General features: G+C 41.6%; 23 protein-coding genes and 1 pseudogene. 12 read left to right on the top strand and 12 right to left on the bottom strand.

Translation table 11 applies throughout. The features are described 5' to 3' along the window. Nucleotides 1-32: 32 nt before the first annotated feature. Nucleotides 33-3,257 carry an alpha-mannosidase gene (locus D1367_RS17460; RefSeq protein ID WP_118167531.1) on the top strand — a complete coding sequence of 1,075 codons (3,225 nt, stop codon included), beginning with the start codon at nucleotides 33-35 and terminating at the stop codon, nucleotides 3,255-3,257. A gap of 76 nt (nucleotides 3,258-3,333) precedes the next feature. Here D1367_RS17460 and psbN read toward each other — a convergent pair whose 3' ends face one another. Further along, on the bottom strand, nucleotides 3,334-3,465 hold the full coding sequence (gene psbN, locus D1367_RS17465) for a photosystem II reaction center protein PsbN (protein WP_118167532.1): 132 nt from the start codon (nucleotides 3,463-3,465) through the stop codon (nucleotides 3,334-3,336). 85 nt (nucleotides 3,466-3,550) lie between these two features. On the opposite strand from psbN, the gene psbH reads away from it, so the two are divergent. The 3 genes from psbH to pth all read left to right on the top strand — a co-directional run bounded on the left by psbH (nucleotide 3,551) and on the right by pth (nucleotide 4,949). Further along, entirely contained in the window at nucleotides 3,551-3,754 is a 204-nt protein-coding gene (psbH, locus tag D1367_RS17470) for a photosystem II reaction center phosphoprotein PsbH (protein ID WP_109011888.1), read from the top strand. Between the two features lie 150 nt (nucleotides 3,755-3,904). Then, a complete protein-coding gene (locus D1367_RS17475) occupies nucleotides 3,905-4,186 on the top strand; it encodes a TatA/E family twin arginine-targeting protein translocase (RefSeq protein ID WP_118167533.1) in 282 nt (93 codons plus the stop codon). Nucleotides 4,187-4,307: 121 nt separating this feature from the next. Next, on the top strand, nucleotides 4,308-4,949 hold the full coding sequence (pth, locus tag D1367_RS17480) for an aminoacyl-tRNA hydrolase (protein ID WP_118167534.1): 642 nt from the start codon (nucleotides 4,308-4,310) through the stop codon (nucleotides 4,947-4,949). Between the two features lie 270 nt (nucleotides 4,950-5,219). Here pth and rpsU read toward each other — a convergent pair whose 3' ends face one another. Together rpsU and D1367_RS33105 are read right to left on the bottom strand one after the other, a co-directional pair. Beyond that, nucleotides 5,220-5,399: a 30S ribosomal protein S21 gene (gene rpsU, locus D1367_RS17485; protein WP_069073049.1), complete on the bottom strand. Its 180-nt coding sequence runs from the start codon at nucleotides 5,397-5,399 to the stop codon at nucleotides 5,220-5,222. A gap of 306 nt (nucleotides 5,400-5,705) precedes the next feature. Continuing rightward, nucleotides 5,706-5,906, bottom strand: a complete 201-nt coding sequence (locus D1367_RS33105) for a hypothetical protein (protein WP_323808691.1) — start codon at nucleotides 5,904-5,906, stop codon at nucleotides 5,706-5,708. Between the two features lie 339 nt (nucleotides 5,907-6,245). Here D1367_RS33105 and D1367_RS32825 point away from each other — a divergent pair, with 339 nt between their 5' ends. Both D1367_RS32825 and D1367_RS17495 read left to right on the top strand, forming a co-directional pair. Further along, nucleotides 6,246-6,380, top strand: coding sequence for a hypothetical protein (locus D1367_RS32825; protein WP_267255659.1), 135 nt, complete (start codon nucleotides 6,246-6,248; stop codon nucleotides 6,378-6,380). Between the two features lie 71 nt (nucleotides 6,381-6,451). After that, the gene (locus tag D1367_RS17495) at nucleotides 6,452-7,297 is read left to right on the top strand and encodes an SPFH domain-containing protein (RefSeq protein WP_118167536.1); all 846 of its coding nucleotides are present in this window, start codon (nucleotides 6,452-6,454) and stop codon (nucleotides 7,295-7,297) included. Between the two features lie 8 nt (nucleotides 7,298-7,305). Here the strand turns inward: D1367_RS17495 and folP are convergent, their stop codons facing one another. From folP to D1367_RS17510, 3 genes are all read right to left on the bottom strand, one after another. Then, the gene (gene folP / locus D1367_RS17500) at nucleotides 7,306-8,154 is read right to left on the bottom strand and encodes a dihydropteroate synthase (RefSeq protein ID WP_118167537.1); all 849 of its coding nucleotides are present in this window, start codon (nucleotides 8,152-8,154) and stop codon (nucleotides 7,306-7,308) included. Nucleotides 8,155-8,206: 52 nt separating this feature from the next. Next, a complete protein-coding gene (gene tpiA, locus D1367_RS17505; protein WP_118167538.1) occupies nucleotides 8,207-8,938 on the bottom strand; it encodes a triose-phosphate isomerase in 732 nt (243 codons plus the stop codon). 492 nt (nucleotides 8,939-9,430) lie between these two features. Beyond that, complete coding sequence (locus D1367_RS17510) at nucleotides 9,431-9,808, bottom strand: hypothetical protein (protein ID WP_118167539.1); 378 nt, start codon at nucleotides 9,806-9,808, stop codon at nucleotides 9,431-9,433. Nucleotides 9,809-9,937: 129 nt separating this feature from the next. On the opposite strand from D1367_RS17510, the gene D1367_RS17515 reads away from it, so the two are divergent. After that, entirely contained in the window at nucleotides 9,938-10,123 is a 186-nt protein-coding gene (locus tag D1367_RS17515; protein WP_118167540.1) for a hypothetical protein, read from the top strand. Between the two features lie 267 nt (nucleotides 10,124-10,390). On the opposite strand, the gene D1367_RS17520 is transcribed toward D1367_RS17515, so the two are convergent. Beyond that, complete coding sequence (locus D1367_RS17520) at nucleotides 10,391-11,023, bottom strand: DNA-directed RNA polymerase subunit alpha C-terminal domain-containing protein (protein ID WP_118167541.1); 633 nt, start codon at nucleotides 11,021-11,023, stop codon at nucleotides 10,391-10,393. A 602-nt stretch (nucleotides 11,024-11,625) separates the two neighbouring features. Further along, entirely contained in the window at nucleotides 11,626-11,883 is a 258-nt protein-coding gene (locus D1367_RS17525) for a DUF7219 family protein (protein ID WP_118167542.1), read from the bottom strand. Between the two features lie 338 nt (nucleotides 11,884-12,221). Here D1367_RS17525 and D1367_RS17530 point away from each other — a divergent pair, with 338 nt between their 5' ends. Next, a complete protein-coding gene (locus D1367_RS17530; RefSeq protein ID WP_118167543.1) occupies nucleotides 12,222-13,703 on the top strand; it encodes a GTP-binding protein in 1,482 nt (493 codons plus the stop codon). 14 nt (nucleotides 13,704-13,717) lie between these two features. Here D1367_RS17530 and D1367_RS17535 read toward each other — a convergent pair. After that, nucleotides 13,718-13,831 (bottom strand): annotated as a pseudogene (locus tag D1367_RS17535) (DUF4351 domain-containing protein); the annotation flags it as partial. A gap of 203 nt (nucleotides 13,832-14,034) precedes the next feature. Between D1367_RS17535 and D1367_RS17540 the strand changes: the two are divergent. Further along, nucleotides 14,035-14,277, top strand: coding sequence for a hypothetical protein (locus D1367_RS17540; protein ID WP_118167544.1), 243 nt, complete (start codon nucleotides 14,035-14,037; stop codon nucleotides 14,275-14,277). 103 nt (nucleotides 14,278-14,380) lie between these two features. On the opposite strand, the gene D1367_RS17545 is transcribed toward D1367_RS17540, so the two are convergent. After that, nucleotides 14,381-16,033: a mechanosensitive ion channel gene (locus tag D1367_RS17545; protein ID WP_118167545.1), complete on the bottom strand. Its 1,653-nt coding sequence runs from the start codon at nucleotides 16,031-16,033 to the stop codon at nucleotides 14,381-14,383. A 529-nt stretch (nucleotides 16,034-16,562) separates the two neighbouring features. Continuing rightward, the gene (locus D1367_RS30945) at nucleotides 16,563-16,757 is read right to left on the bottom strand and encodes a hypothetical protein (RefSeq protein ID WP_118167546.1); all 195 of its coding nucleotides are present in this window, start codon (nucleotides 16,755-16,757) and stop codon (nucleotides 16,563-16,565) included. 52 nt (nucleotides 16,758-16,809) lie between these two features. Here D1367_RS30945 and D1367_RS17555 point away from each other — a divergent pair, with 52 nt between their 5' ends. Together D1367_RS17555 and D1367_RS17560 are read left to right on the top strand one after the other, a co-directional pair. Further along, nucleotides 16,810-18,000: an RNA-guided endonuclease InsQ/TnpB family protein gene (locus D1367_RS17555; protein ID WP_118171566.1), complete on the top strand. Its 1,191-nt coding sequence runs from the start codon at nucleotides 16,810-16,812 to the stop codon at nucleotides 17,998-18,000. Nucleotides 18,001-18,102: 102 nt separating this feature from the next. After that, entirely contained in the window at nucleotides 18,103-18,540 is a 438-nt protein-coding gene (locus D1367_RS17560; protein WP_118167547.1) for an SRPBCC family protein, read from the top strand. A gap of 189 nt (nucleotides 18,541-18,729) precedes the next feature. Here D1367_RS17560 and D1367_RS17565 read toward each other — a convergent pair whose 3' ends face one another. Beyond that, nucleotides 18,730-19,554 (bottom strand): SirB1 family protein, encoded by an 825-nt coding sequence (locus D1367_RS17565; protein WP_118167548.1) that lies wholly within the window; start codon nucleotides 19,552-19,554, stop codon nucleotides 18,730-18,732. A 1,449-nt stretch (nucleotides 19,555-21,003) separates the two neighbouring features. Between D1367_RS17565 and D1367_RS17570 the strand changes: the two genes are divergently transcribed. Beyond that, nucleotides 21,004-21,822 carry a DUF1194 domain-containing protein gene (locus tag D1367_RS17570; protein WP_118167549.1) on the top strand — a complete coding sequence of 273 codons (819 nt, stop codon included), beginning with the start codon at nucleotides 21,004-21,006 and terminating at the stop codon, nucleotides 21,820-21,822. Nucleotides 21,823-21,852: the final 30 nt, after the last annotated feature.

Genomic DNA, 21,852 nt, shown 5'->3' on the forward strand with positions numbered 1-21,852 from the left:
AAAAACGACCAACACCTCATCTTAGCGAATATATGACCCCGACTGTCTCTCAATCCCAGACCAAAATCATCTCACAAGCAATTGAGCAACTGCGCTCTTTTTGTCAAGTTAATCTTCAGTCTACTTGGCTATACCAGGAATCTGACCTGATTATTACTGATGTTGTAGCTGCTGATTTGTCTCATTGGCAACCTGTCCAGTTAAATGTTAAAGAACATATCCCTTGGACAGGTGGGAAAAAAGTGTTATGGCTAGTGCAAAGAGTGGTGGTTCCTCAAGATTTACAGGGCTATCCCTTAGCTGGGTTATCTTTGCGGCTGGCGTTGGTTTGGTGGGCAGATTCTGCTGAGATTTATGTAAATGGGGAGTTAGTGCTGGAGGGTGATTTATTTGATTGTTCGCCTAGAGTGCTTCTGGGTCGAGGGGTGACGCCAGGGGAAGAGTTTATTGTGGCTTTGCGGTTAGTGAGTCCGGGATATTGTGATGGTGCTTTAGTGCGATCGCTCCTAGTTTATGAGTCTACTATTGATAATAATCCCGATCCGGGTTTTGTGGCTGATGAGTTAGCTGTGGTGCAACTTTATTTGGAAAAGTTTGCGCCGGAGAGGTTGGATGTTTTGGCGGCGATGGTGGGGGAGGTTACGAACCGCCAAGGCGCAGAGGACACGGAGGAAGAGTTAGTAAGATTACGCCAAAACCTAATTCAATCCGATATCTTAGCCCCCCTTTTTAAGGGGGGTTGGGGGGATCAAAAATCTAAAATTTTCTTGTTGGGTCATGCTCATTTAGATTTAGCATGGTTATGGCCTGTGAGTGAAACTTGGAATGCGGCGCAAAACACTTTTGAGTCGGTTTTGAAGTTACAAGAAGATTTTCCTGAGTTAATTTTTTGTCATTCGACTCCCGCACTTTATGCTTGGATTGAAGAACATCGCCCGGATTTATTCAGGGCAATTCAAGCACAGGTAGTTGCTGGACGTTGGGAAGTTGTCGGCGGGATGTGGGTGGAACCAGAACTCAACTTGATTGCTGGTGAATCAATAGTCCGTCAGCTATTGTATGGTCAACGCTACATTCAAGAAAAATTTGGCACGCTTTCGACTGTGGTGTGGGTTCCAGATTCTTTTGGTTTTTGTGCCACTTTACCGCAGTTTTTCGCTAATGCTGGCATTGAGTATTTTGTCACGCAGAAGTTGCGGTGGAATGATACTACTAAATTTGATTATGGGACTTTTTGGTGGCGATCGCCTGACGGTAGCGAAGTTTTTAGTTTGATGTCTGCACCCATCGGTGAAGCTATAGACCCAGTTAAAATGGCATCCTACGCTCTGGAATGGCAAACCCAAACTAGTTTACCAGAATCCCTCTGGCTTCCCGGTGTCGGCGACCACGGCGGCGGCCCCACCCGTGATATGTTAGAAACCGCCCAACGCTGGCAAAAGTCCCCTTTCTTCCCAGATTTAGAATTCACAACGGCTGAAAAGTATTTACAGCAAATTGTAGAGACGCGATTCATCGCGTCTGTTGATAATCATGATTCCCCCCCCGCCTCCCCTCCCTTCCCCACCTGGGATGACGAACTATACTTAGAATTCCATCGCGGTTGCTACACTACACACGCAGACCAAAAACGCTGGAATCGTCGTTGTGAAAATTTATTGTATGAAGCTGAACTATTTGCTACCTTGGCAAACGTAAGCTGTGGTGTGACATATCCTAAAGCCGAAATCGAAGCAGCTTGGAAGCAGGTGTTATTTCAACAGTTTCATGATATTTTACCTGGTTCTTCAATTACCCAAGTTTACACAGATGCGTTGCCCGAATGGCAGCAAGTGGAACAAATGGGAACGAAGATATTACAGGAATCACTTTTAGCGATCGCATCTCACATTACCCTATCAGAACCACCAATACCCGATAGTTTGCCTATTTTCGTTTTCAATTCTCTCAATTGGCAACGCTCTGAGGTAGTCTCTGTAGCTTTACCCACGCCAGAGGAATGGCAGATTTACGATGCTTCTGGAAAGCAGGTTGTCTCTCAATTATCTAAACCATCAACACTACTATTTCTCGCCACCGAAATTCCATCCGTAGGCTACCGGATATTTTGGCTTTCCCCCTCATCCCCCCCATCCCCCTCATCTCCCCCACTGCTCCCAGACTGGATTTTAGAAAATGAATTCCTACGAGTTGTTATAGATCCTGATACTGGAGATTTATCAAGTGTTTTTGATAAAACTTATCAACGAGAAGTTTTGAGTGGGGCTGGGAATCAACTACAAGCTTTTAAAGACAGTGGTCAATATTGGGATGCTTGGAATATAGATCCCAATTATGCTCAACATCCCTTACCCTCAACAAATCTTCTATCTATTCAGTGGTTAGAACAAGGCCCAGTGCAAAGTCGTGTGCGCGTGGTGCGTCAGTTGGGTGAATCGGAATTTTGCCAAGACTATATTTTGCCAGCTAATTCACCTCTGCTGAAAATAGCTACTACCGTTAATTGGCAAGAAAATCATGTATTAGTGAAAGCTGCTTTTCCTTTGAATATCGAAGCAGACTTTGCTACTTATGAAATTCCCTGTGGCGCGATTCGCCGCCCAACTAAACCGCAAACCCCCGCAGAACAGGCAAAATGGGAAGTCCCCGCCTTGCATTGGGCTGATTTAACAGGAGAAACACAACAGGGTATTTACGGAGTTAGTTTACTAAATGATTGTAAATACGGTTACGACAGCAAACCCAATCAACTCCGTTTGACACTGCTACGTAGTTCCAATTGGCCAGACTCAGAGGCTGATAGAGGTTTTCACGAGTTCACATATACCTTGTATCCTCATGCTGGTAGCTGGGAATCAGCCCATACAGTACGGCGTGGCTATGAATTGAATATACCGTTGCAAGTTATATTGAATCCCGTTAATCAAAACTTAGATAAAAATTCCCCCCTCTGCGCTAGCAAAGAGGAGTTGGGGGTGAGGTTCCTAGATTTATCATCTGAAAATTTAATTTTGATGGCCTTCAAGCCATCTGAGGATGATCCACAACAGTTAATTCTGCGGTGTTATGAATGTCACGGAGAAACAGCCGAGTTATCTTTGCAAAGTGATTTAGGGTTAAATCTAGGAGATCCTGTAGATTTGTTAGAGCGTTCCTCTACTACTGAATTCTCATCTGGGCAACAAGTATTGACAATACAGCCTTGGAAAATCGCCAGTTTCAAGGTGATACCGACGATTAATCCCTGGCTGGAGTAAGTAACTAGTGCTATGTCAGTGGTCAGTTGTGGTTTTCCACAGACCATTGACAAATGACAAATGACTAATGACTCTTTTAATCTTCATGGTCATCATACGGATCGTTCAATTGCTTGCTAGGAGGGCCAAAGGAGGTATAAATCGAAATTCCAGTGATGGCAACCACCACGGCGGCCACAGAAATGCTAAGAACTATTGCGGGTTCCATAATTGAAGAATAGATGATGAGTGCTATTCTTATAGAATATTACAGAAGATTAAAAAAAGCTTTGGCAAGTAATATTAGGTGAACTATGGCACAAAGGACTAGGTTGGGAGATATCCTGAAACCACTGAACTCTGAGTATGGGAAAGTGGCTCCAGGTTGGGGTACTACCCCTGTAATGGCTGTTTTTATCTTGCTATTTTTTGTGTTTCTGCTAATTATTCTGCAACTTTACAATAGAACACTGTTGGTTGAGGATGTAGTAGTCGATTGGCGGAGTTTAGGGCGCTAAAGCATACACAGCTATCAAGTTTGGATAACAAGTTATGTTACACCCGGTTCTTCCGGGTTTTTTTGTCAATGCTCAGTGCATACTAACCATTGAGTAGACTAAATAATATGTGAGTTTCTGTAGTGGTTTTAGAGTTTACAGGAGACAAAAATGAATATATTTGGTATCGGTCTGCCGGAAATGGCTGTAATTATGGTAGTAGCACTGTTAATCTTTGGCCCAAAAAAGCTGCCAGAGATTGGTCGGAGTGTGGGTAAAACAATTCGTAGTTTCCAAGAAGCTTCCAAAGATTTTCAAAACGAGTTTCAAAAAGAAGCAGAACAGTTAGAAGAAGTTGTAAAAACTACTGCTGAATTGGAACCTAAGCAAATCTACCCTGCTAAATCTGAGCAGGATACCGCTAGTTCTTCCCAACCTAGCAGTAGTCTGTGAAGTTCGTAGTAAGGACTTTAGTCCTGGATTTTTTAAGCACTGAAGTGCTTACTACAAACTCATCAAAATTAACGAGACAGAGTACTAGAAGAGTGATGCAGATCAATTGACTGTAGGCAAAATGACAGAAGCTGTTACACAACCAGCTTTGGTGATTCCCCAGCTAATTGTCGGGTTGGGGAATCCAGAAAGCAAGTATGACCAAACACGCCATAATATCGGCTTTGCTGCTGTAGAAACTCTCTCCCGTTCTTGGCGCATTCCCTTAGCAGAAAACCGCAAGTTTCAGGGTGAGTATGGCGAGGGTATGGCCCCAGGTGGAGGTAAAATTCGTTTGCTAAAGCCGTCAACTTATATGAATCGCTCAGGACAAGCAATACAAGCGGTGACAAGTTGGTATAAATTGCCGCCTGAATCAGTGCTGGTGATTTACGACGATATGGATTTGCCCTTGGGAAAAACTCGTCTGCGCTTATCTGGTTCAGCTGGGGGACATAACGGCATGAAAAGTGCGATCGCACATCTTAGTACCCAAAACTTTCCCCGTTTGCGAATCGGTATTGGTAAACCCAAAGGTGCAGCTAATAACGATGATTCTGATGCTGTTTCTCATGTGCTGGGGCGATTTTCTGCGCCCGAAAATCAGCAGATGTCTCTTGTACTTCAGTTCGTGGTTGAGTGTATTGAACTAAGCCTTAAGCAGGGGGTAGAAAAGGCGATGAATGTTTGTAATAGCCGCACCATTAATAATTCTGAATCTTAGGGTTGGATGAATACTGTCCTGTCAGCTTCCTAAAGAAAGCTAACCGATGTTTAAAGGTGCTTGTTTTGGTTGATGGGTAACGATTTTAGCTTCCTCCATCCAACCAAGATAAAGCCTTTAACGCTCTCTATGTATAGGAAAAGTGACTCATCTACGCCCTAATTGGCGGTGCGGCATTGATAGCTTAATTTTTGTAAAGATAATGGCGTTTGCGCTGTTGCCTGTTTTCGGTCATAACCTCAAGCAACGCCAGTATCACACCAAATAGCTTTATTTAAAACGTCTTGTGCGTCTAGCTGCCACTGCCTTACGTTTGCGCTTTTCTATCGGTGTTTCAAAGTGCCGATGATATTTCACATCAGCTAATATCCCAGCTTTGGAAACCTGACGTTTAAACCGACGCAAAGCTGAGTCTATTCCTTCGTTCTCTCCTAGAACCACCTGGGTCATTATTGCCTGTTCCTCATCATCAATAGTTTCCATTCTAATATTACCCTCAGCCTTAGTAAAACCCCCCTAAGCTAAAGTCATGATTAAGAGGCTATTCGTCCGGTTGACAAGGGTTATGTATGCTTCTGCCTCGTGAAATCGTTACTTAACTAAAAGTTAATCTAAGTGCCTTAATGCAATCTCAGAAGCAATAGAGAAAAGGGGGAAATTATAATGCTAAATTTTTATCCCTGTACTATCAACTGGCTAATAATGTAATTTTAGCTACTAAATTAGATGAAAAAAATATGATTATATTGACAGGTTTTAAAAGTTGATTCTGCCCTGATTTAGTAATTTATATCCCGATATTAATGCTGCAAAAGCAATTATGAAATTCCATAAGCTAGTTGGCTTTAAAATAACTCCACCGCTTAAGAAAACTAGTATTATGCCAATCCATAAAAAAATCCATGCAAGATTAGTACCTTGTCTCATCAAAAACACCAATACAAATGCACCTGCCATAATCGCTGATACGTAAACAATAGTAGGTAATCTGCGAAAAAAAGGTAGATAGTAACCGCTAACAAATATAATGTTTTGGCTAAAAAAGTGTAAGCCTGTAAAAAGTAGGATTAAACCTATAAGTCTAATTAACAGCCCGACCATAATATTTTTGCATTTTTAATAGCTGAAACCAATTTTAATCCGATTATAGGGAGCTTTTAAAATTTTACATATACTTAAATATACTTAAGTATATATACTGAATTAAATTACTAAGCATCTGAAAATGCCAGTACAAGTAATATTGATTACATCAAGTAGTCCTTGCCAGCGTTTTATCAAGGTGCTTTAATAGCGATGTCTGACGACAAGAAGCGTAGCTCTCTACGCATTCTGCAAACAGACTACTTACAGAATATGTACAAGACGCGCAGCGAATCGACATCAGACATCGCTGCTGGTGTTCATAAGATTACAGACTCAAAACATTAAACTCAAAGATATGACAAGCTATTAGCATATCCTTGACACTAAATTCTCCCAAAAGCTGAATAGGAGTATATATGGAGACGCCAATCATTTTTATAGTTTTAGTGCTTATAGGTTATGCCTTAGGTTCTGCAAAACTGATTAATCAAGGTAATGAAGCCCTAGTCGAACGCCTGGGGCAGTATCATCGCAAACTTAAACCTGGGCTGAACTTTATTGTTCCCTTGGTAGATAAGATTGTGATGGAAGATACCACGCGAGAGCAAATTTTAGACATCAAGCCTCAGAAGGTGATCACCCAAGATAATATTGACGTGGAAGTGGACGCTGTTGTGTACTGGCGCATCAGAGATATTGAGAGAAGCTTTTATGCTATTGAGGATCTGCAAGGGGCACTGACACAGGTGACTACAACCACACTCCGGGAAATCATTGCCCAGCATACCCTGGAGCAGACCAATGCCTCCAGAACGGATATGCACTCAGCTATCATAGTCCAGTTGAATGAGATAACGGGAGATTGGGGAGTTGAGATTCTCCGGTTAGACCTTCAGAGAATTACCCTACCTGAGAGTGTACGGAAGTCAAGGGAAGAACAGCAAGCAGCTGAAATCAAAAAACGGGCGCTAATTACCGAAGCAGAAGGGGAAAAGGAAGCTGCGATTAAAAAAGCAGAAGGAACTATGGCTTCAGTGCAAATCATTTCTCAAGCTCTCCGTTCCAATCCAGATAGTAGGGACATTCTGCGGTATCTTGTGGCTCAAGATTACGTAGATGCTAGCCAAAAACTTGGTGAGAGCAGTAATGCCAAAATTGTCTTTGTAGACCCAGCTAACTCAAGTGAAATGTTTCAGGAGTTGATAGCCGAGTCAGTAAATAACGAAGGTAATGGCAAAAAAACCGAAAACGGTAATACCTAACAGTCAGGCTATGCGTCTTGTCTCAGTAGCGCATCGGCTACTAGTGAAACATCGCGCATTTCTTGAACATCATGAACTCGGAGGATATCAGCGCCATTAAAAATAGCAGCGCAACAAGCTGCCGCCGTTCCCCAAACTCGTGCTTTGGGATCTGATTGATTTAAAATGCGACCAATGAAACTTTTACGGGATGCTCCTATTAAGATAGGACAGTTGAGTGTTGAGAGCGATCGCAAGCGGCGAAAAATCTCTAAATTTTGCTCATAGTTCTTAGCAAAACCAATACCAGGATCAATAATAATTTTATCCCGGTCAATGCCCGTAGCAGTTGCTACCTCAATTTGCCGATCTAAAAAACTATAAATTTCTTTGAGCAAATCTTGATAATCAGTCTGTTGCTGCATTGTCTGTGGTGTTCCCCGGATATGCATTAAAATAATCGGCACACCTAACTCTGCAACAGTTGGTAACATTTCTGAGTCAAAAGTGCCGCCAGAAATATCATTAATAATATCCGCTCCAGCTTCTACAGATGCCCTGGCTACAGCCGCACGGGTAGTATCTACAGAAATCGGTACTGAAATTTCTGGTCTTAGCACCTGTAACACCGATAACACCCGGTCAAGTTCCTCTGCCAGAGTTATTTGCTTTGCCCCTGGTCGAGTTGATTGACCGCCCACATCGATAATGTCAGCACCAGCAGCTACGAGGGCTTGCGCCTGTACTAAAGCGGCAGAGGTAGTGTTAAACTCACCCCCATCACTAAAGCTATCAGGCGTTACATTCAAAATGCCCATCAAATAAGTGCGCTGTCCCCACTCGAAACAGCGTCCTCGAATTATCAAGTTCCTTGGCATAAATCTACATTAGGCATTCCCATGCAGAGCATGGGAACGAGAAAAAAGCACATCACAGGGACTGAAAATTTACAATCCGAGCGAAACTCTCAGCTTCCAAACTTGCTCCTCCTACTAAAACACCATCAATTTCTGGTTGAGCCATGATCTCATCAATATTGTTCGGCTTAACTGAGCCACCATATTGAATTGATACATTTGGATTACTCAACTGGCTACGGATTAAGCCAATTATCCGATTCGCCTCCGTGACTTCACAAGTGTCACCAGTACCAATCGCCCAAATCGGTTCATAAGCAATCACTAAATTATCCTGATCGATATCTACCAAGCCTTTGTCGAGTTGGAGAGAAATCAGTGATTCAGTTTCTCCCGCATCTCGTTGTTGTTTAGTTTCGCCAACACAGAGAATAGGGGTCAAACCAAACCTTTGAGCAGTTCGGAGGCGTAGATTAACGGTTGCGTCCGTTTCACAAAAGAATTGCCGTCGTTCGCTATGACCGACAATCACAAAGCGCACACCAAGTTCTGTCAGCATTGGGGCAGAAATCTCACCCGTATAGGCTCCATATTCTTCCCAGTGGACATTTTGTGCCCCCAGTTGGATGAGGCTACCGTGCAAACTCTTGGACAAAACACTTAAATCAGTGAACGGAGGGCACAATATCACTTCTCGCCCTTCGGGGGTTTCCTCTAAGTGGGGCAGAAATCCTTGTAAAAACTCCTGGGTATCTGCCTGGGTTTTGTACATTTTCCAGTTGCCGGCAATAACGATTTTCCGCACAGTTAATTTAGTCCAGATCCTAACGAGTTATTTAGATGCATTTTTCAGTACATAAGAAAACAAGCGAAGTATAGGCATTTTCAGCCCTTTTACTCTTAAAAATGCTCATTTGATGGTCAAACAAGCTACTTTAAGTGAATTATCAGTCGTTTTTAGCATTCTTCTATACACAGTAGTCATGCTCAATAAATGCTCATAAATTCACCGCTATGTCATCCCTTTACCTATATTCTCAGTTTTTAAACAAATTATTAAACAAGTTCTTAAACAACTAAAAAAGGTAGAGAGAGATAGACGTTACTTGAAAACGTGAACAATTTTTTGGCGAAAATAGTCCAAAAACTCGAAAACCATTTTAGGCAGGGTAGACCCCTACCCCTTTACCTATAATCCTAGTTATTAAACAACTTAGAATTATAGCTAGAGATAAGCACAAAAAAGCTCACAAACCTTATTCGGTCGTGAGCTAGACAGCTTAGGTCGCAAATCGAATTATTGCCCTAACAGTTCCATAACTTCTTCAAGTTTCATTTTCGCCTTGTAGAGATTAAGTAGCTTCTCTTGCTCCCAACGCTTAGGAGCTTCATACCGTTTACCCTCCAGCGTTAGCTTGATTAGCGCGGCTTGCTCATCCGTTGGTGAGTTTAGCTGATCAAGTGCGACTGCAATGTTCTGGTATGCCTCAAAGGATAATCGCTTTAGTCCTTTGCCTTCTTCCATCTGAGAAAGTGCAAGCGCGGGAAATGCCATTAAAGATGTAATCCAGCTTGCTTTATATCCGGCGTTGCCAGTGGGCTTAATGCCGTAGCGTCTGCATAAATCTCTCAGTTGGGTGATGCTTTTGATTTCCAGTTCTGACCGTGTGAACATAAAATAGAGTTACCCATTTTTCAAAAGTGGTATCGGTAGGTAACAACTTTCGACGGTGAATTGCCTACCGAATGAAACTCTAATCCGATGGTTTCATCGACTTCAAGCTATATTTACTTTTCTACATAAATGGCTAAAGCTAAAGGTAAACCCGAAAACTTTGATAATCCACCAAGCAAGGAATTAACTGATCAATTAAGTTTTCGGGTTACTAAAGAGATGAAAGAAGAAGTCAAAGCGCAAGACGATCCACCTCAGTTTTGCAGGGATGCTATACAAAAAGCACTGGATGAAAAGAAAGGAAGGCAACAATAATTGAAGCTTTATTTCTAATATTCTGTCTAAACTACAGATAGTTGAAAAGCAATACATATAACAAATTGAAGGCTAGGGTTAGAAAATTAACTCTAGCCTTCAATTTATAACTGTATCTCTGACTGTGCGAGAACCTTAGCGCATCTGTGCTGATTGATTTTTATCGTCAGACTGTAGAACCTGTAACCCACAGCCTACAACGAATTTTACACTGCGATATAGAAAATGGCTGATCAAGTCCTAGCGCGTAGCTTTTGGAATTACTGCTCAGAGAGAAGGCGTATGTTCCGGGTCTGGTAACTCTGGTAACTCAATCCCTCGGCTTTGCAATGCTTCAACTATCTGAGATACAGATTTATGTCCCAAGTTTTTCAGCGATCGCAAGCCTGTGACACCGTATTTATTTAAATCTTCTATTGTGTTAATTTGTGCATCTTTAAGCGCCGTATAAGTATTTTTTTTCAAATTCAATGACTCAATACTGTTTTCATCAATAACGCTTACAGACTTATTATCCTCATTTATTTCCTCTACGGGATGTACAACATTACTGTTGGCAACCTCTCCAAGCTGATTATCCGGCGAGATTGAGTCTACTCTTTGAGAAAAATTAATTTTGTCAACACTGTCTACATTCGCATCAACAACCCTTACAGTCTTATTGTCCTCAAGTATTTCTAGAACTCTATCTATTTTTGCTAGTTGCTCATAAACAGTATTTACACTCACAGTCGCTTCTACACCAGCATCAACAGAGGTTAACCAGTCATCTTTGACTAGGTTGGATAACTCTGACTTTATATGGTTAGGCTTCAATCTGCCTTCTGTAATTAACTTTTCGACAACAGAATGTGGCACACGGAAGCTTACAATAGGCGATTCCTTAGTTTTTTTTCCCATACTTCTCCACTTCGTCAACAGTGTACACACTATATATATCACTATGTATACGCTGTTGACAATATAGACAAATCATCAGAGTCAACCCATAAATACTCATTTTTTGTGTATAATTTAGCACATAAAATTTAACTAAAAGAATACTAGCAAACTAGGAGTAATCAAGCGTATAGCGCAATACAGTTCAGTTAAGCCCAAAAACCTTGGTAAAGACGCGAAATTTCGCGTCTCTACAGGTCTAAAATTAGTACCAAAAATCCTTAACTGAACCGTATTGGCGTATAGCGGTTCCCATTCAGATGCAGTACAACGTTACATCACGAGGTGTAGGGGCACGGCATTGCCCATACGTGTCAACTTAACGTAAAAGCCATGTCCCGCAAGGAACTGAAGTTCCAAGAATAATAGCTAAAGTCATCTGAAGATGACTAAATAATCTGAAAAATCTTTAGTCTACTTCAGTAGACTTGGGCTATTAGCCCTGAAATTTATTTCTGGGCGGGCGTGGAAGTCAACAAGCGATTTCTAGCTTAAGTTGACACCAATGGGCATTGCCGTGCCCCTACGGGTGTACTTCACGTAAACGATAACTGCTATAACAATTATTCAGTTACGTCAAACTCATCACTTATTAGCGTCTTAAAGCTCTGTGTTAACTGCTGCCAGAGTAACTCAATTCTCTCATAGCATTCCTCTGAAGAAATTTTTCCCGAAGTCTGTAGATTAGAGAGATAACAGACACGTTCAGAAAATTCTTGAAGATTAGCATTGAATAAAAAATTTTGAGGCGTGTACTTGCCAAGATATCGATAGCGCTGGTAGAGAAAATTGTTATTGTCTATCTGATTGTCATTATCCATATAAAAATCTCTTTAGTATAAATCTAAACTTAGTTTTGTCACGTTTATTTTACATTTACATCTACATATAGTATTAAGATTCCCGTTTTTGAACCCTAATCACTTAATTTTTAAATCTCTCTTTGGTCATTTTCGTAAATTGCACGTTGTTCTGAAGTTCATATTTATCGGTATCTTCCCCAACTGGATTGGGCATACTTAATTCCCCTTGTCTCCTTTGTCTGCCTTATCTCCCCAAACCGCTCCTAAAAATAACTAGGATAGTAAACGGGGTGTATCTAAAATCTAAAATCTAAAATCTAAAATCTAAAATCTAAAATCTAAAATCTAAAATTAATATGACTTCGACACTACCCATGCCTGAACCTCATCAAAGCGATTCCGCTAAGACTAACGCAAATTCTCTCAGTTGGGAGGAAGAACTGGATAGTGCCATTTTCAGCTTTGAGGACATTCAGACGGAACTGAACTATAAACAAGCACAAACGGCGCTGCGAAACTTGGTAGCCAATCTCGACCTCACCCCCCAAGAAAAGACCGGGTTAGAGACGGAAATTGCTGATTTGGAAACCATGCTGGGGAAGTTAGACCGCATGGTGGTGCAGATTGCGGCTTTTGGCATGGTGGGACGTGGTAAGTCTTCGCTACTCAATGCTTTGGTTGGGCAAACAGTATTTGAAACTGGGCCGCTGCACGGTGTCACTCGTGCTGCACAAAGAGTTAATTGGAGTATTAGTGAGGAAGCGATTGGGGAAACTGAACGTGCTTTGCGGGTTACTCTCCCTGGTGTAGGTCAATCGCAGGTGGAATTAATTGACACTCCTGGGTTAGACGAGGTAGATGGTGCAACCCGTGCCGCGTTAGCTGAACAGATTGCAAAACAAGCCGATTTGATTCTGTTTGTGATATCTGGCGACATGACTAAGCTAGAATACGCCGCCCTTTCTCAGTTGCGGGAAGCAGGTAAACCGATCATTCTGGTATTTAACAAAGTAGACCAGTATCCAGAAGCAGACCGGATGGCAATTTATCACAAAATTCGGGATGAAAGGGTGCGGGAATTACTCACACCTTTGGAAATTGTCATGGCTGCGGCATCGCCATTGGTGAAGACGGCGATTCGTCGCCCTGATGGTACTAGGGGCATACAGTTGCGTACAGGTAATGCCCAAGTAGAAGAACTCAAGCTGAAAATATTGGAGATTCTCCACCGTGAGGGTAAAGCTTTGGTTGCCCTCAATACTATGCTTTATGCCGATATCGTAAATGAGCAGTTGATAGAACGAAAACTGATGATTCGGGAAGAGAATGCCAATCAGTTGATTTGGAAGGCTGTGATGACTAAGGCATTAGCGATCGCACTTAATCCCGTAACTGTGGTAGATATTCTCAGTAGTGTGGTCATTGATATTGCTCTGATTTTGGGTTTATCTAAACTCTATGGCTTCTCCATGACCGAAGCCGGGGCTGTACAATTGCTACAAAAAATCGCCCTGAGTATGGGCGGAATTGGTGCTAGTGAATTGTTAGCAAATTTGGGCTTGAGTGGATTAAAAACTTTACTTGGGATCTCTGCAACAGCTACGGGTGGTATTGCGCTAGGCCCTTATATATCGGTAGCAATCACCCAAGGGGGAGTAGCTGGTGTTTCTTCTTACGGGATTGGACAAGTTACCAAAGTTTATTTAGCCAATGGCGCGACTTGGGGGCCTGATGGGCCAAAAGCAGTGATTAATCGGATTTTGGCAAACCTGGATGAGACTTCAATTCTCAACCGCATTAAAGATGAATTGCTCCACAAGGTAAAACTCAAAAAGTGATGTATCAACTTATTTCAACTGCTTGTATTTTCCTCAAGCCAAGCAACTAAATCAGACACATTTGAAAAATCTAAAAATTCTTCTCCTAATTGTTCAGTAGATAAGACTCGAATTCTCTCAACTAGGGACTTCTAAATAAAAAAACATCCCAAAACTGACGCAAAAATCCTCTCTATTTCTCTTCTCTCTGTGTTCTCTGCGTCTCTGTGGTTCGTTTATTAGGATAATTTATTTCTTGGAAGTCCCTAACGCTTGGGCTGAATCTGTTCGCGTTAACGGTGCTAAAGGTAATAAAGATTGAACCTGATTTTATAACTCGGAACTTCGACCTTTGAACTCGGAACTTCCACCTCTGAACTCGGAACTTCCACCTCTGAACTCGGAACTTCGTCCTCTGAACTCGGAACCTCGACCTTTGAACTCGAAACTTCAACCTTTGAACTCGGAACTTCAACCTCTGAACTCGGAACTTCGACCTCTGAACTTGAAGGCTAGAGCTAGGAACTCGGAACTTCGAGATGAGAACGTGAACTTTCAAGTTCTACACTCAAACACCGAGTTTCTGAGCTTCTAACTTTCAACATTTTAAGCACAATTGCTGATAGATTTTCTGCACTATTGATGCTTAGGCCTGCACTTTCCGAGATTTACAGAAGAAATTGCGCCTTCATCAACTTTTAGTTTCTACCTTTGAAAGAGTTTAGCCATTCTTGAACTTGTTCGCGGGCAATATCGCGCCCTCCAAGACCAAAAGCAAGGGCAATAGCAACTGCGATCGCACCGAGTAAAAGTCCAAAGGCTAAATTTACAATATCACTGGCAACTCCAATCTGTTGTAGTGCCATTGCAGAAACTAAGGCAATAATGGCAATCCGCGCCACTTGTCCCAAAATCTGGGCTTGACGTTCGCCAGAACTGGTAATGATGTTAAAAGCCAGATTTGCTAGGAATAAACCAATGGCAAATATCACCAATCCCGCCAAAATCCGCCCGAATATGATCACAATTCCAGAAACTAATGCTGTTAGGGCTGGAATATTCAAGATATTCACCGCCGCCACCGTTGCAAACAGCATGATACCCACTAAGGCAACAATACCTGCAATTTCCGATGGTGTGCGGGTTGGAATCGGGGGGTTTGTTGATTCTGTTGAAATGACGATTCGTCTGCTGGGTGTTGTCAGACCCAAAATAGTGAAAATGTTATTAAACCCTAAATTGGTGAGGATACTTGTAACCAAATCTGCGATAAACCGCCCGACGAAATAGGCAACAAGCAAAATTGCCACGGCTGTAAAGATTCCAGGTAGCGCATTGAGAACCTGTTGCAGCATGGCGATCGCAGGTACAGATATCGCATCAATTCGCAAGGCATTCAGCGCTGCGATCGCTACAGGAATCAAAATCAAAACATAAACAATTGTGCCGATAATATTCGATAGAGGTTGCACCCCCGCAGCCGCAGATAATCCTAATCGACTACCTAAATGGTCTATACCAGTTGTCGCCAGCAAGTTCGTCACAATCCGCCGCACCACATTAGCTATAAACCAGCCAACTACAGCAATTAATATTGCCGCGAGAATGTTCGGCAGAATTAGCAGAACTTCTGTAATTAAAGCTTGTACTGGTTGTAAAGCCTGCTGTAGTCCGAGAGTATCCAAAACTGGGGCGAGAAACAGTAAAAATATAAACCAATACAGAGCATTGCCAATCGTCTCACTTAGAGACAACTGATTAAGGCTAGGTACGCTGTCTTCTGGTTGTGGATTCAAGCGCTCATCCAGGTTAAATGCCTGTAATGAGCGCACAGTAATAATCTTCACAATGGTCGCCAAAAACCAGGCAGTTACCAAAAGGATTCCCACACCAACTAACTTTGGCAAAAAGCCAATAAGTTGATTGAGAAAATTATTCAGAGGTCGAGACGCTACCTCTAAATCTAATGCCTGTAAAACAGCTACTGCCGTCAGTAGAATAATGCTCCAAAAGACTAAGCTGGAGATTAATTTCTCCACTTGGGGAACATCTTGACGACCCGTTACCCCTGCGGCAATGCGGTTATCTATATTTGTGCGATTGAGGATTCCTCGCGTCAGCGCGGCTACGCCAAAGGCAATTAGCAAACCTACTAACAAAATTGCCACTGCCCCCAGCAGACGGGGTGTAAACAGAATTAACTGTTGAACAATACCTTGCACATCAGCAATTCCTTGATTTACTGCTGGTTGCGCCGATTGCAGGCTGGGCGATTGTGCCAAAAATTGCTGCGTCCTTGTGGACAAAGCAACTCCTATCACCTGGGTTATTCCTTGCCAAGTTGTGTTCATGGTTTTCGGGAATTATGCTTAAGTATTCGCCGCAAACACTGAGTCAGTGTTTTGCCTATCAATTTACCAGTAAAAACATACATCTATAGGAATCATATTTGATTTCTGAAAAAATCTCGGTAGTCTTGTAGTAGTGCGACACAGCTAAAATGATGCAAGAATTTTTCTTGTGGTGTGGGCATCTTGCCCGCACTGGACGGGCGAGACGCCCATCCCACAAGAGGAAAGCTAATGCAGTATTTTAGCTGTGTCATGACACTACGTGTATTTCATGCAATCAAATACTAGTTCTATATACCATTAGACATCTCCGAAAAAGAATGTATAGACGCGAAATTTCGCGTCTATACAAGGGTTCTGGGTAACGCATATTTAATTTCTGGAGATGTCTATTGATATCAAGAGTAATTTTTGACTTTGTTACTAAATATTTGATTTAACCTACTGACAGTGCTGAATTTTGCGTTACTGTAATTGCAGCAACAGCATCAGAGCATTACTTAATCAGCAATTTCTTGCCTAAAACACTTCAATCCTGATCAATCTGATCAAGTTTTTCCTGTAACCACACTTCAATTACATCTCTTAACTCTGACTGCCAATTAGGGATTGACCTGAGCTTATCTCGGATACCAGGACGTAGCTTTAAAGTTAATGGCTTAGAATCCAATGATCTACTTTCCGTTGGCAGAAAACGAAATTCGTGATTTTTCTTAAAGGGCATTGCTTAGAGTTACTAATACTGGTATACTTGTATGAGTATAAAACATAAATCAATGTTTGCCATCAAGAGAGAGTTAAAACTAAATAATGTAGAAACTTCGTTGATGCGTGGCAATGCTGGTTTTAAGCGTTGGGTATATAACTATGGGCTAGACCTGATTCAATCCTCTTGGGATTTTGAAGATATAAAAGCCTCTGATAGTAAGCGCCTTGATACCATCAAAAAGGTATTTACTCAAGTGACAATGCAGAAGCCTGAGTATGCTTGGATGAAGTTATATCCATCCACAGTCTATCAGTCAGCATTCATTGACTTGAAAAAGGCTTTTGAGCGATGGCGTAAAGGGATATCCGGGTTCCCGAAAAAGAAATCAAAGAAAAAAGGAGACTCGTTTACCGTATACAAAACTGCTGGCATTTACCCAGTAATTGGGGAGCCACCACTGGCATTTACTAACCGAGTTGTCATCAATCGTGGTCAGAGGATAAAGTTACCTGGGTTGAAAGAACTTAGGTTAAAAGAACGAATTGACTTTATCTGTAGCTCTCAGACATTTACTGTTTCTAGAACCGCAGATAGATGGTTTGTGGCATTTATGCTTGATGCCCAGAAGATACCACCTATTATTCATCCAATTGAAAAAATTGGAGTGGATTTAGGGGTCAAAATTTTGGCGACTTGTTCCGATGGTACAAAATACGATATGCCTATTACACTGCAAACGGCGAAAACCAAGCTGGGTAAGTTGCAGTGGCACAATCGAAATAAAGTTCTTGGAAACAAAAACCTGAAAATAAGGGCATCAAAGAACGCCAAAAAATACTACACTCGTCTAGCTAGGCAGCACTCAAAAATTGCCAATATCCGACAAGATACGACTCAGAAAATGACCACTGACATAAGTCGTAAAGCTTATGTGATCCGAATTGAGGATCTGAATGTTCAGGGGATGAAAGAAAATCATAAATTAGCACAAGCTGTAAGCAACAACTGCTTCTATGAAATTCGTCGTCAGTTAACTTATAAGCAAGCTCACTACGGAACAAGGGTTGAACTTGTAGACCGTTGGTATCCGAGTTCTAAAACTTGTTCTAAATGTCATCATATCCAAGATATGAGGTTGTCAGACCGAATATTTAATTGTCAAAAATGTAAGCATATTCAAGACCGCGACGAGAACGCCGCAACTAATCTTGAAAATACTCCGCCCGTGCAAAGTACGGTTGGCTTAACCGGAACTTAACGCCTGTGGACAAGCAGTAGCCGACTACCTTGGATGAAGCAGGAAAAGAACACTAAACTAGGATTAGTCAAGTTTAGGTAAGTTTTTTAGAGCAGATATAGAATGTCCCAAGTTTTGGAGCAATCGATTCAAATTAATGCTACAGCTACGGTGGTGGAGCGCTGCATTAGCGATTTAGCTCTCATGCATCGCTGGCTTAACCCCGTTCTCCGTTGCGAACCTGTGGGTGCTTGGAGTACTGATGTTGGCAGTAAAAGTCGTTTTATCATTCAAATTCCTCTACTGAAACCCACGTTGAATAGCGTAGTTGTACAACGACAACCGGGTTTGGTAGTTTGGGAATTTCAAGGATTTTTTCAAGGGCGCGATCGCTGGGAATGTCAACCAAAAGAATTGGGAACGCTCCTACTCAACCGCTTTGAGTACGATATCCCTAACCCTTTAGTTAATTGGGGTTTCAACACCTTTGCCGCATCTTGGACAAAACAAGATATGCAAGCCCAACTGCGCCGCCTCAAACGAGTCGCAGAAAATTCGTAATTCGTAATTCGTAATTCGTAATTGGGCATTGGGCATTGGGCACTTGTACTGAGCGCAGTCGAAGTATTGGGCATTGGGGAAAGAATTCTTATAACTCCAAACTCCAAACTTCAAACTCTTAACTCTTAACTCTTAACTCCTAACTCTTAACTCCTAACTCCCCACTCCCCACTCCCCACTCCCCACCCCCTACTCATCTTTCCCTAACTCTGTAAGTAGCCGCCGAATCACAGATGCATCCTGGGCATCGGGAACTTTTGCTAAATAATTTTGTAAGTCGTCTAGGGCTTGGGGGTAGTAACCGAGTTGATAATAGATTAGACCGCGATCGCGTAACTCTAAAGTTAAACCAGGAAACAGTAACAAAATTCGTTCAACTGCTGCTAGCGTTTTTTCTAACTCTTGCTGTTTCATATAAATAAACTTTAAATTTGTCAGCATCCGCGCCAAAAATTGCCGATTACTGACTACAGCTAAAAATTCTGGTTGCAGCGTCACAGGTTGCTGATAAAGTTGAGACAGCCGTTCTTCGCAATCTTGGGCAAATATTATTTCACCGCCATTGAAGGCATCCACAAAAATCTCTATATCTGGAATATCTGGGCGAATTAGAAAATGTCCTGGCATCCCCACACCCACCATCGGAAAATCAATCCGTCGAGCAACTTCCAGGTAAACCAACGCCAAGCTAATAGGAATCCCCAGCCGCCGGTCAATTACATCATTGAAAAAGCTGTTGCGTGGGTCGTAATAGTCAATTTTATTACCAGAAAACTTTAAATCTTCGTAAAGATACTGGTTAATACTTTGAACCATCCGCAAAGGATATCGTGAATCAGGCAGGCGTTCTTGTAGCTCCCATGCCATTGTATCAAGGGCGTTGAGATATTCCTCTGGGTCTAGCTTGGGATATTCTTCTTGGGCAATATACAAAGCTGCCTTTGCTAGATCAATGCGCTCGTCAGACTGCTGAATCTCCTGGTAAAAATATTGTCGTGCTGACGAGAAATTCATAAGCTGTTGCTCGGTGGAAGTGTGAGGATGAAGCGAGAGCGGCTTGGCTGAACTGAAAACAGTTTTTTGTACCTATTTTTATATTACAATACGCTTGGGTTAGAGCCAAAAACCTTAAACTGCGTAGGTTGGGTTGAGGAACGAAACCCAACATTTATCAGAATTTGTTGGGTAACACTAAAGTTCAACCCAACCTACGATTATCCTTAACTGAACTGTATTGTTTTATATTAGGGATATTCAGAAGATTTGGAAATCTAGTTTGTGCATAAGTTTCATGACCTTAATCTATCCAGGGGATGGAATTAGATTAATGTAGCTGTTTTTTCTTGACTAATACACACTTTTGTGGTATAGGTTTGTGCTAAATCTGTTTTGAGCAATCTCAAAGATGTATGGTATCCAAGTACCAATAAGTGATTATTAGTTACTTAGATTCCGAAATGGCGTTGAGAGGATGTGTAGTAACTATTTGAATAAATGGTATAAAGCTGCTCTTTCTGCGATCGCTAGGGAGAGCAGATTTTCTATGTGAACTTTCTTAACGTAGTATAAACGTAAAAATGTATGGTATCCAAGTACCAAATTAGTAATTATTAATGACTCAGATTCCGAAATGGCGTTGAGAGGACGTGTAGTAACTATTTGAATAAATGGTATAGCGCTGCTCTTTCTGCGATCGTTAGAAAGAGCAGATTTTTTATGTAAACTTTCCTAACTGAATTTAGCAAGCGTTCGCGGAGCGTCTCCTAGAGAAGCTCGCCGCAGGCATCGCTACCCTAAGTTTTTAACCACTGTGGTTTTAATCGGTAGGTAAGTAAGTAGGGACAATTAAACCTAACTACGTAAACTTATGTAAAGCAGCGTAAATGCTTTGAATATAAGCTTTTAAGCAATTTACATTTCTTAATCTAGTTATGTTTTTTAGCGCCCACCTACTTATTATAACGGTGTGCTACTACGATGTTCTTAACTGTAGATTATGCTTACATAGCCATACTTACGCATAATTACGTTGATAAATCTATCTTAAAGCAACAACTTAAGTTTACAAAGCTTTAGTCAATTATTCATTTGATACTGCCTATATAAGCCGCCTTACATCTAGGTTGTGGCTACTATTTAATCTAATTTATAATGTAATTATTATGTGAATATACGCAAAAACTCTAGCCACTAAAAAAATTTGCCACTAATCTAGGTAAATAAGCCAATGAGGAAAACACTGTTAATCACCTCTTTAAATAACTAGAAGACAAAAGCTAAGTTCAAAACTTGAGTTATTTTCACTAGTGCTTATATCTGCGATCGCTGTAAGAGGCTTATTCATAGCTTCTTGTACAGGATGCGTTATGTCAATTGTGTCCAAATGCTTGGCAAGCCTAAATATTTTTCTAGTCAAGCATTTTTATTATTCACATCTGCTTTTTGGAACTAATAAGGTCAATCATGAAAATTTCTAACTTTGTTCGTGCAACACTCACGGCAGCATCTTGCTGTCTGTCTATTTTAGCTATTTCAACCAGCGCCCACGCTGCTACTTTAGTTCCCGTTGATTTGGAATTGTCTTTACTTGTTGATGTTTCTGGAAGCGTAGATAATAGCGAGTTCAATCTGCAAAAACAAGGCTATGTTAATGCTTTCTCAAATGCCAACCTTTTTAATGATTTCATCTCTAAAGGAAATCTGGGCAAGATTGCAGTAAACCTGATTTACTGGTCTAGTGCGAACCAGCAGCAAGAAGTTGTAGGGTGGAGTTTGATCGATAGTGTAGCTGCTGCACAGACTTTTGCTAATAATATAGCAGCAACAACGCGTGTCTTCAGTGGCAGTACTGCTATTGGTTCTGCACTCAATTTTGCCGCACCTAAATTCTTCAATAATGACTATGATGGTGCACGCCAAGTTATCGATGTGTCTGGTGACGGTGCTACAAACGATGGGGCTAATACAATAGCTGCCCGCAATGCTGCTCTAGCACTAGGTGTCGATGCGATTAACGGTGTAACTATCGGGAGCGAAGCTGGACTTCAAGCCTTCTATCAAAATAACGTAATTGGCGGTACTAATGCCAATGGTGACCCTGCTTTTGTTCTAGCAGCACAGAACTTCCAAGACTTTGGTGCTGCAATTGATAAAAAAATTAAGGCAGAAATCAAGCCAACCTCTGTTCCGGAACCAGCTTCTATAGTAGGCTTGCTAGTTTTTGGTACTATTGGTGCTAGTTCAATGCTCAAACGCAATAAGAAATTCCAAGCTGATTGTTAACAGTTAAGTAACAAAGGCTTGCCTTCACTG

Source organism: Nostoc sphaeroides (genome assembly GCF_003443655.1).
Taxonomy (GTDB): domain Bacteria; phylum Cyanobacteriota; class Cyanobacteriia; order Cyanobacteriales; family Nostocaceae; genus Nostoc; species Nostoc sphaeroides.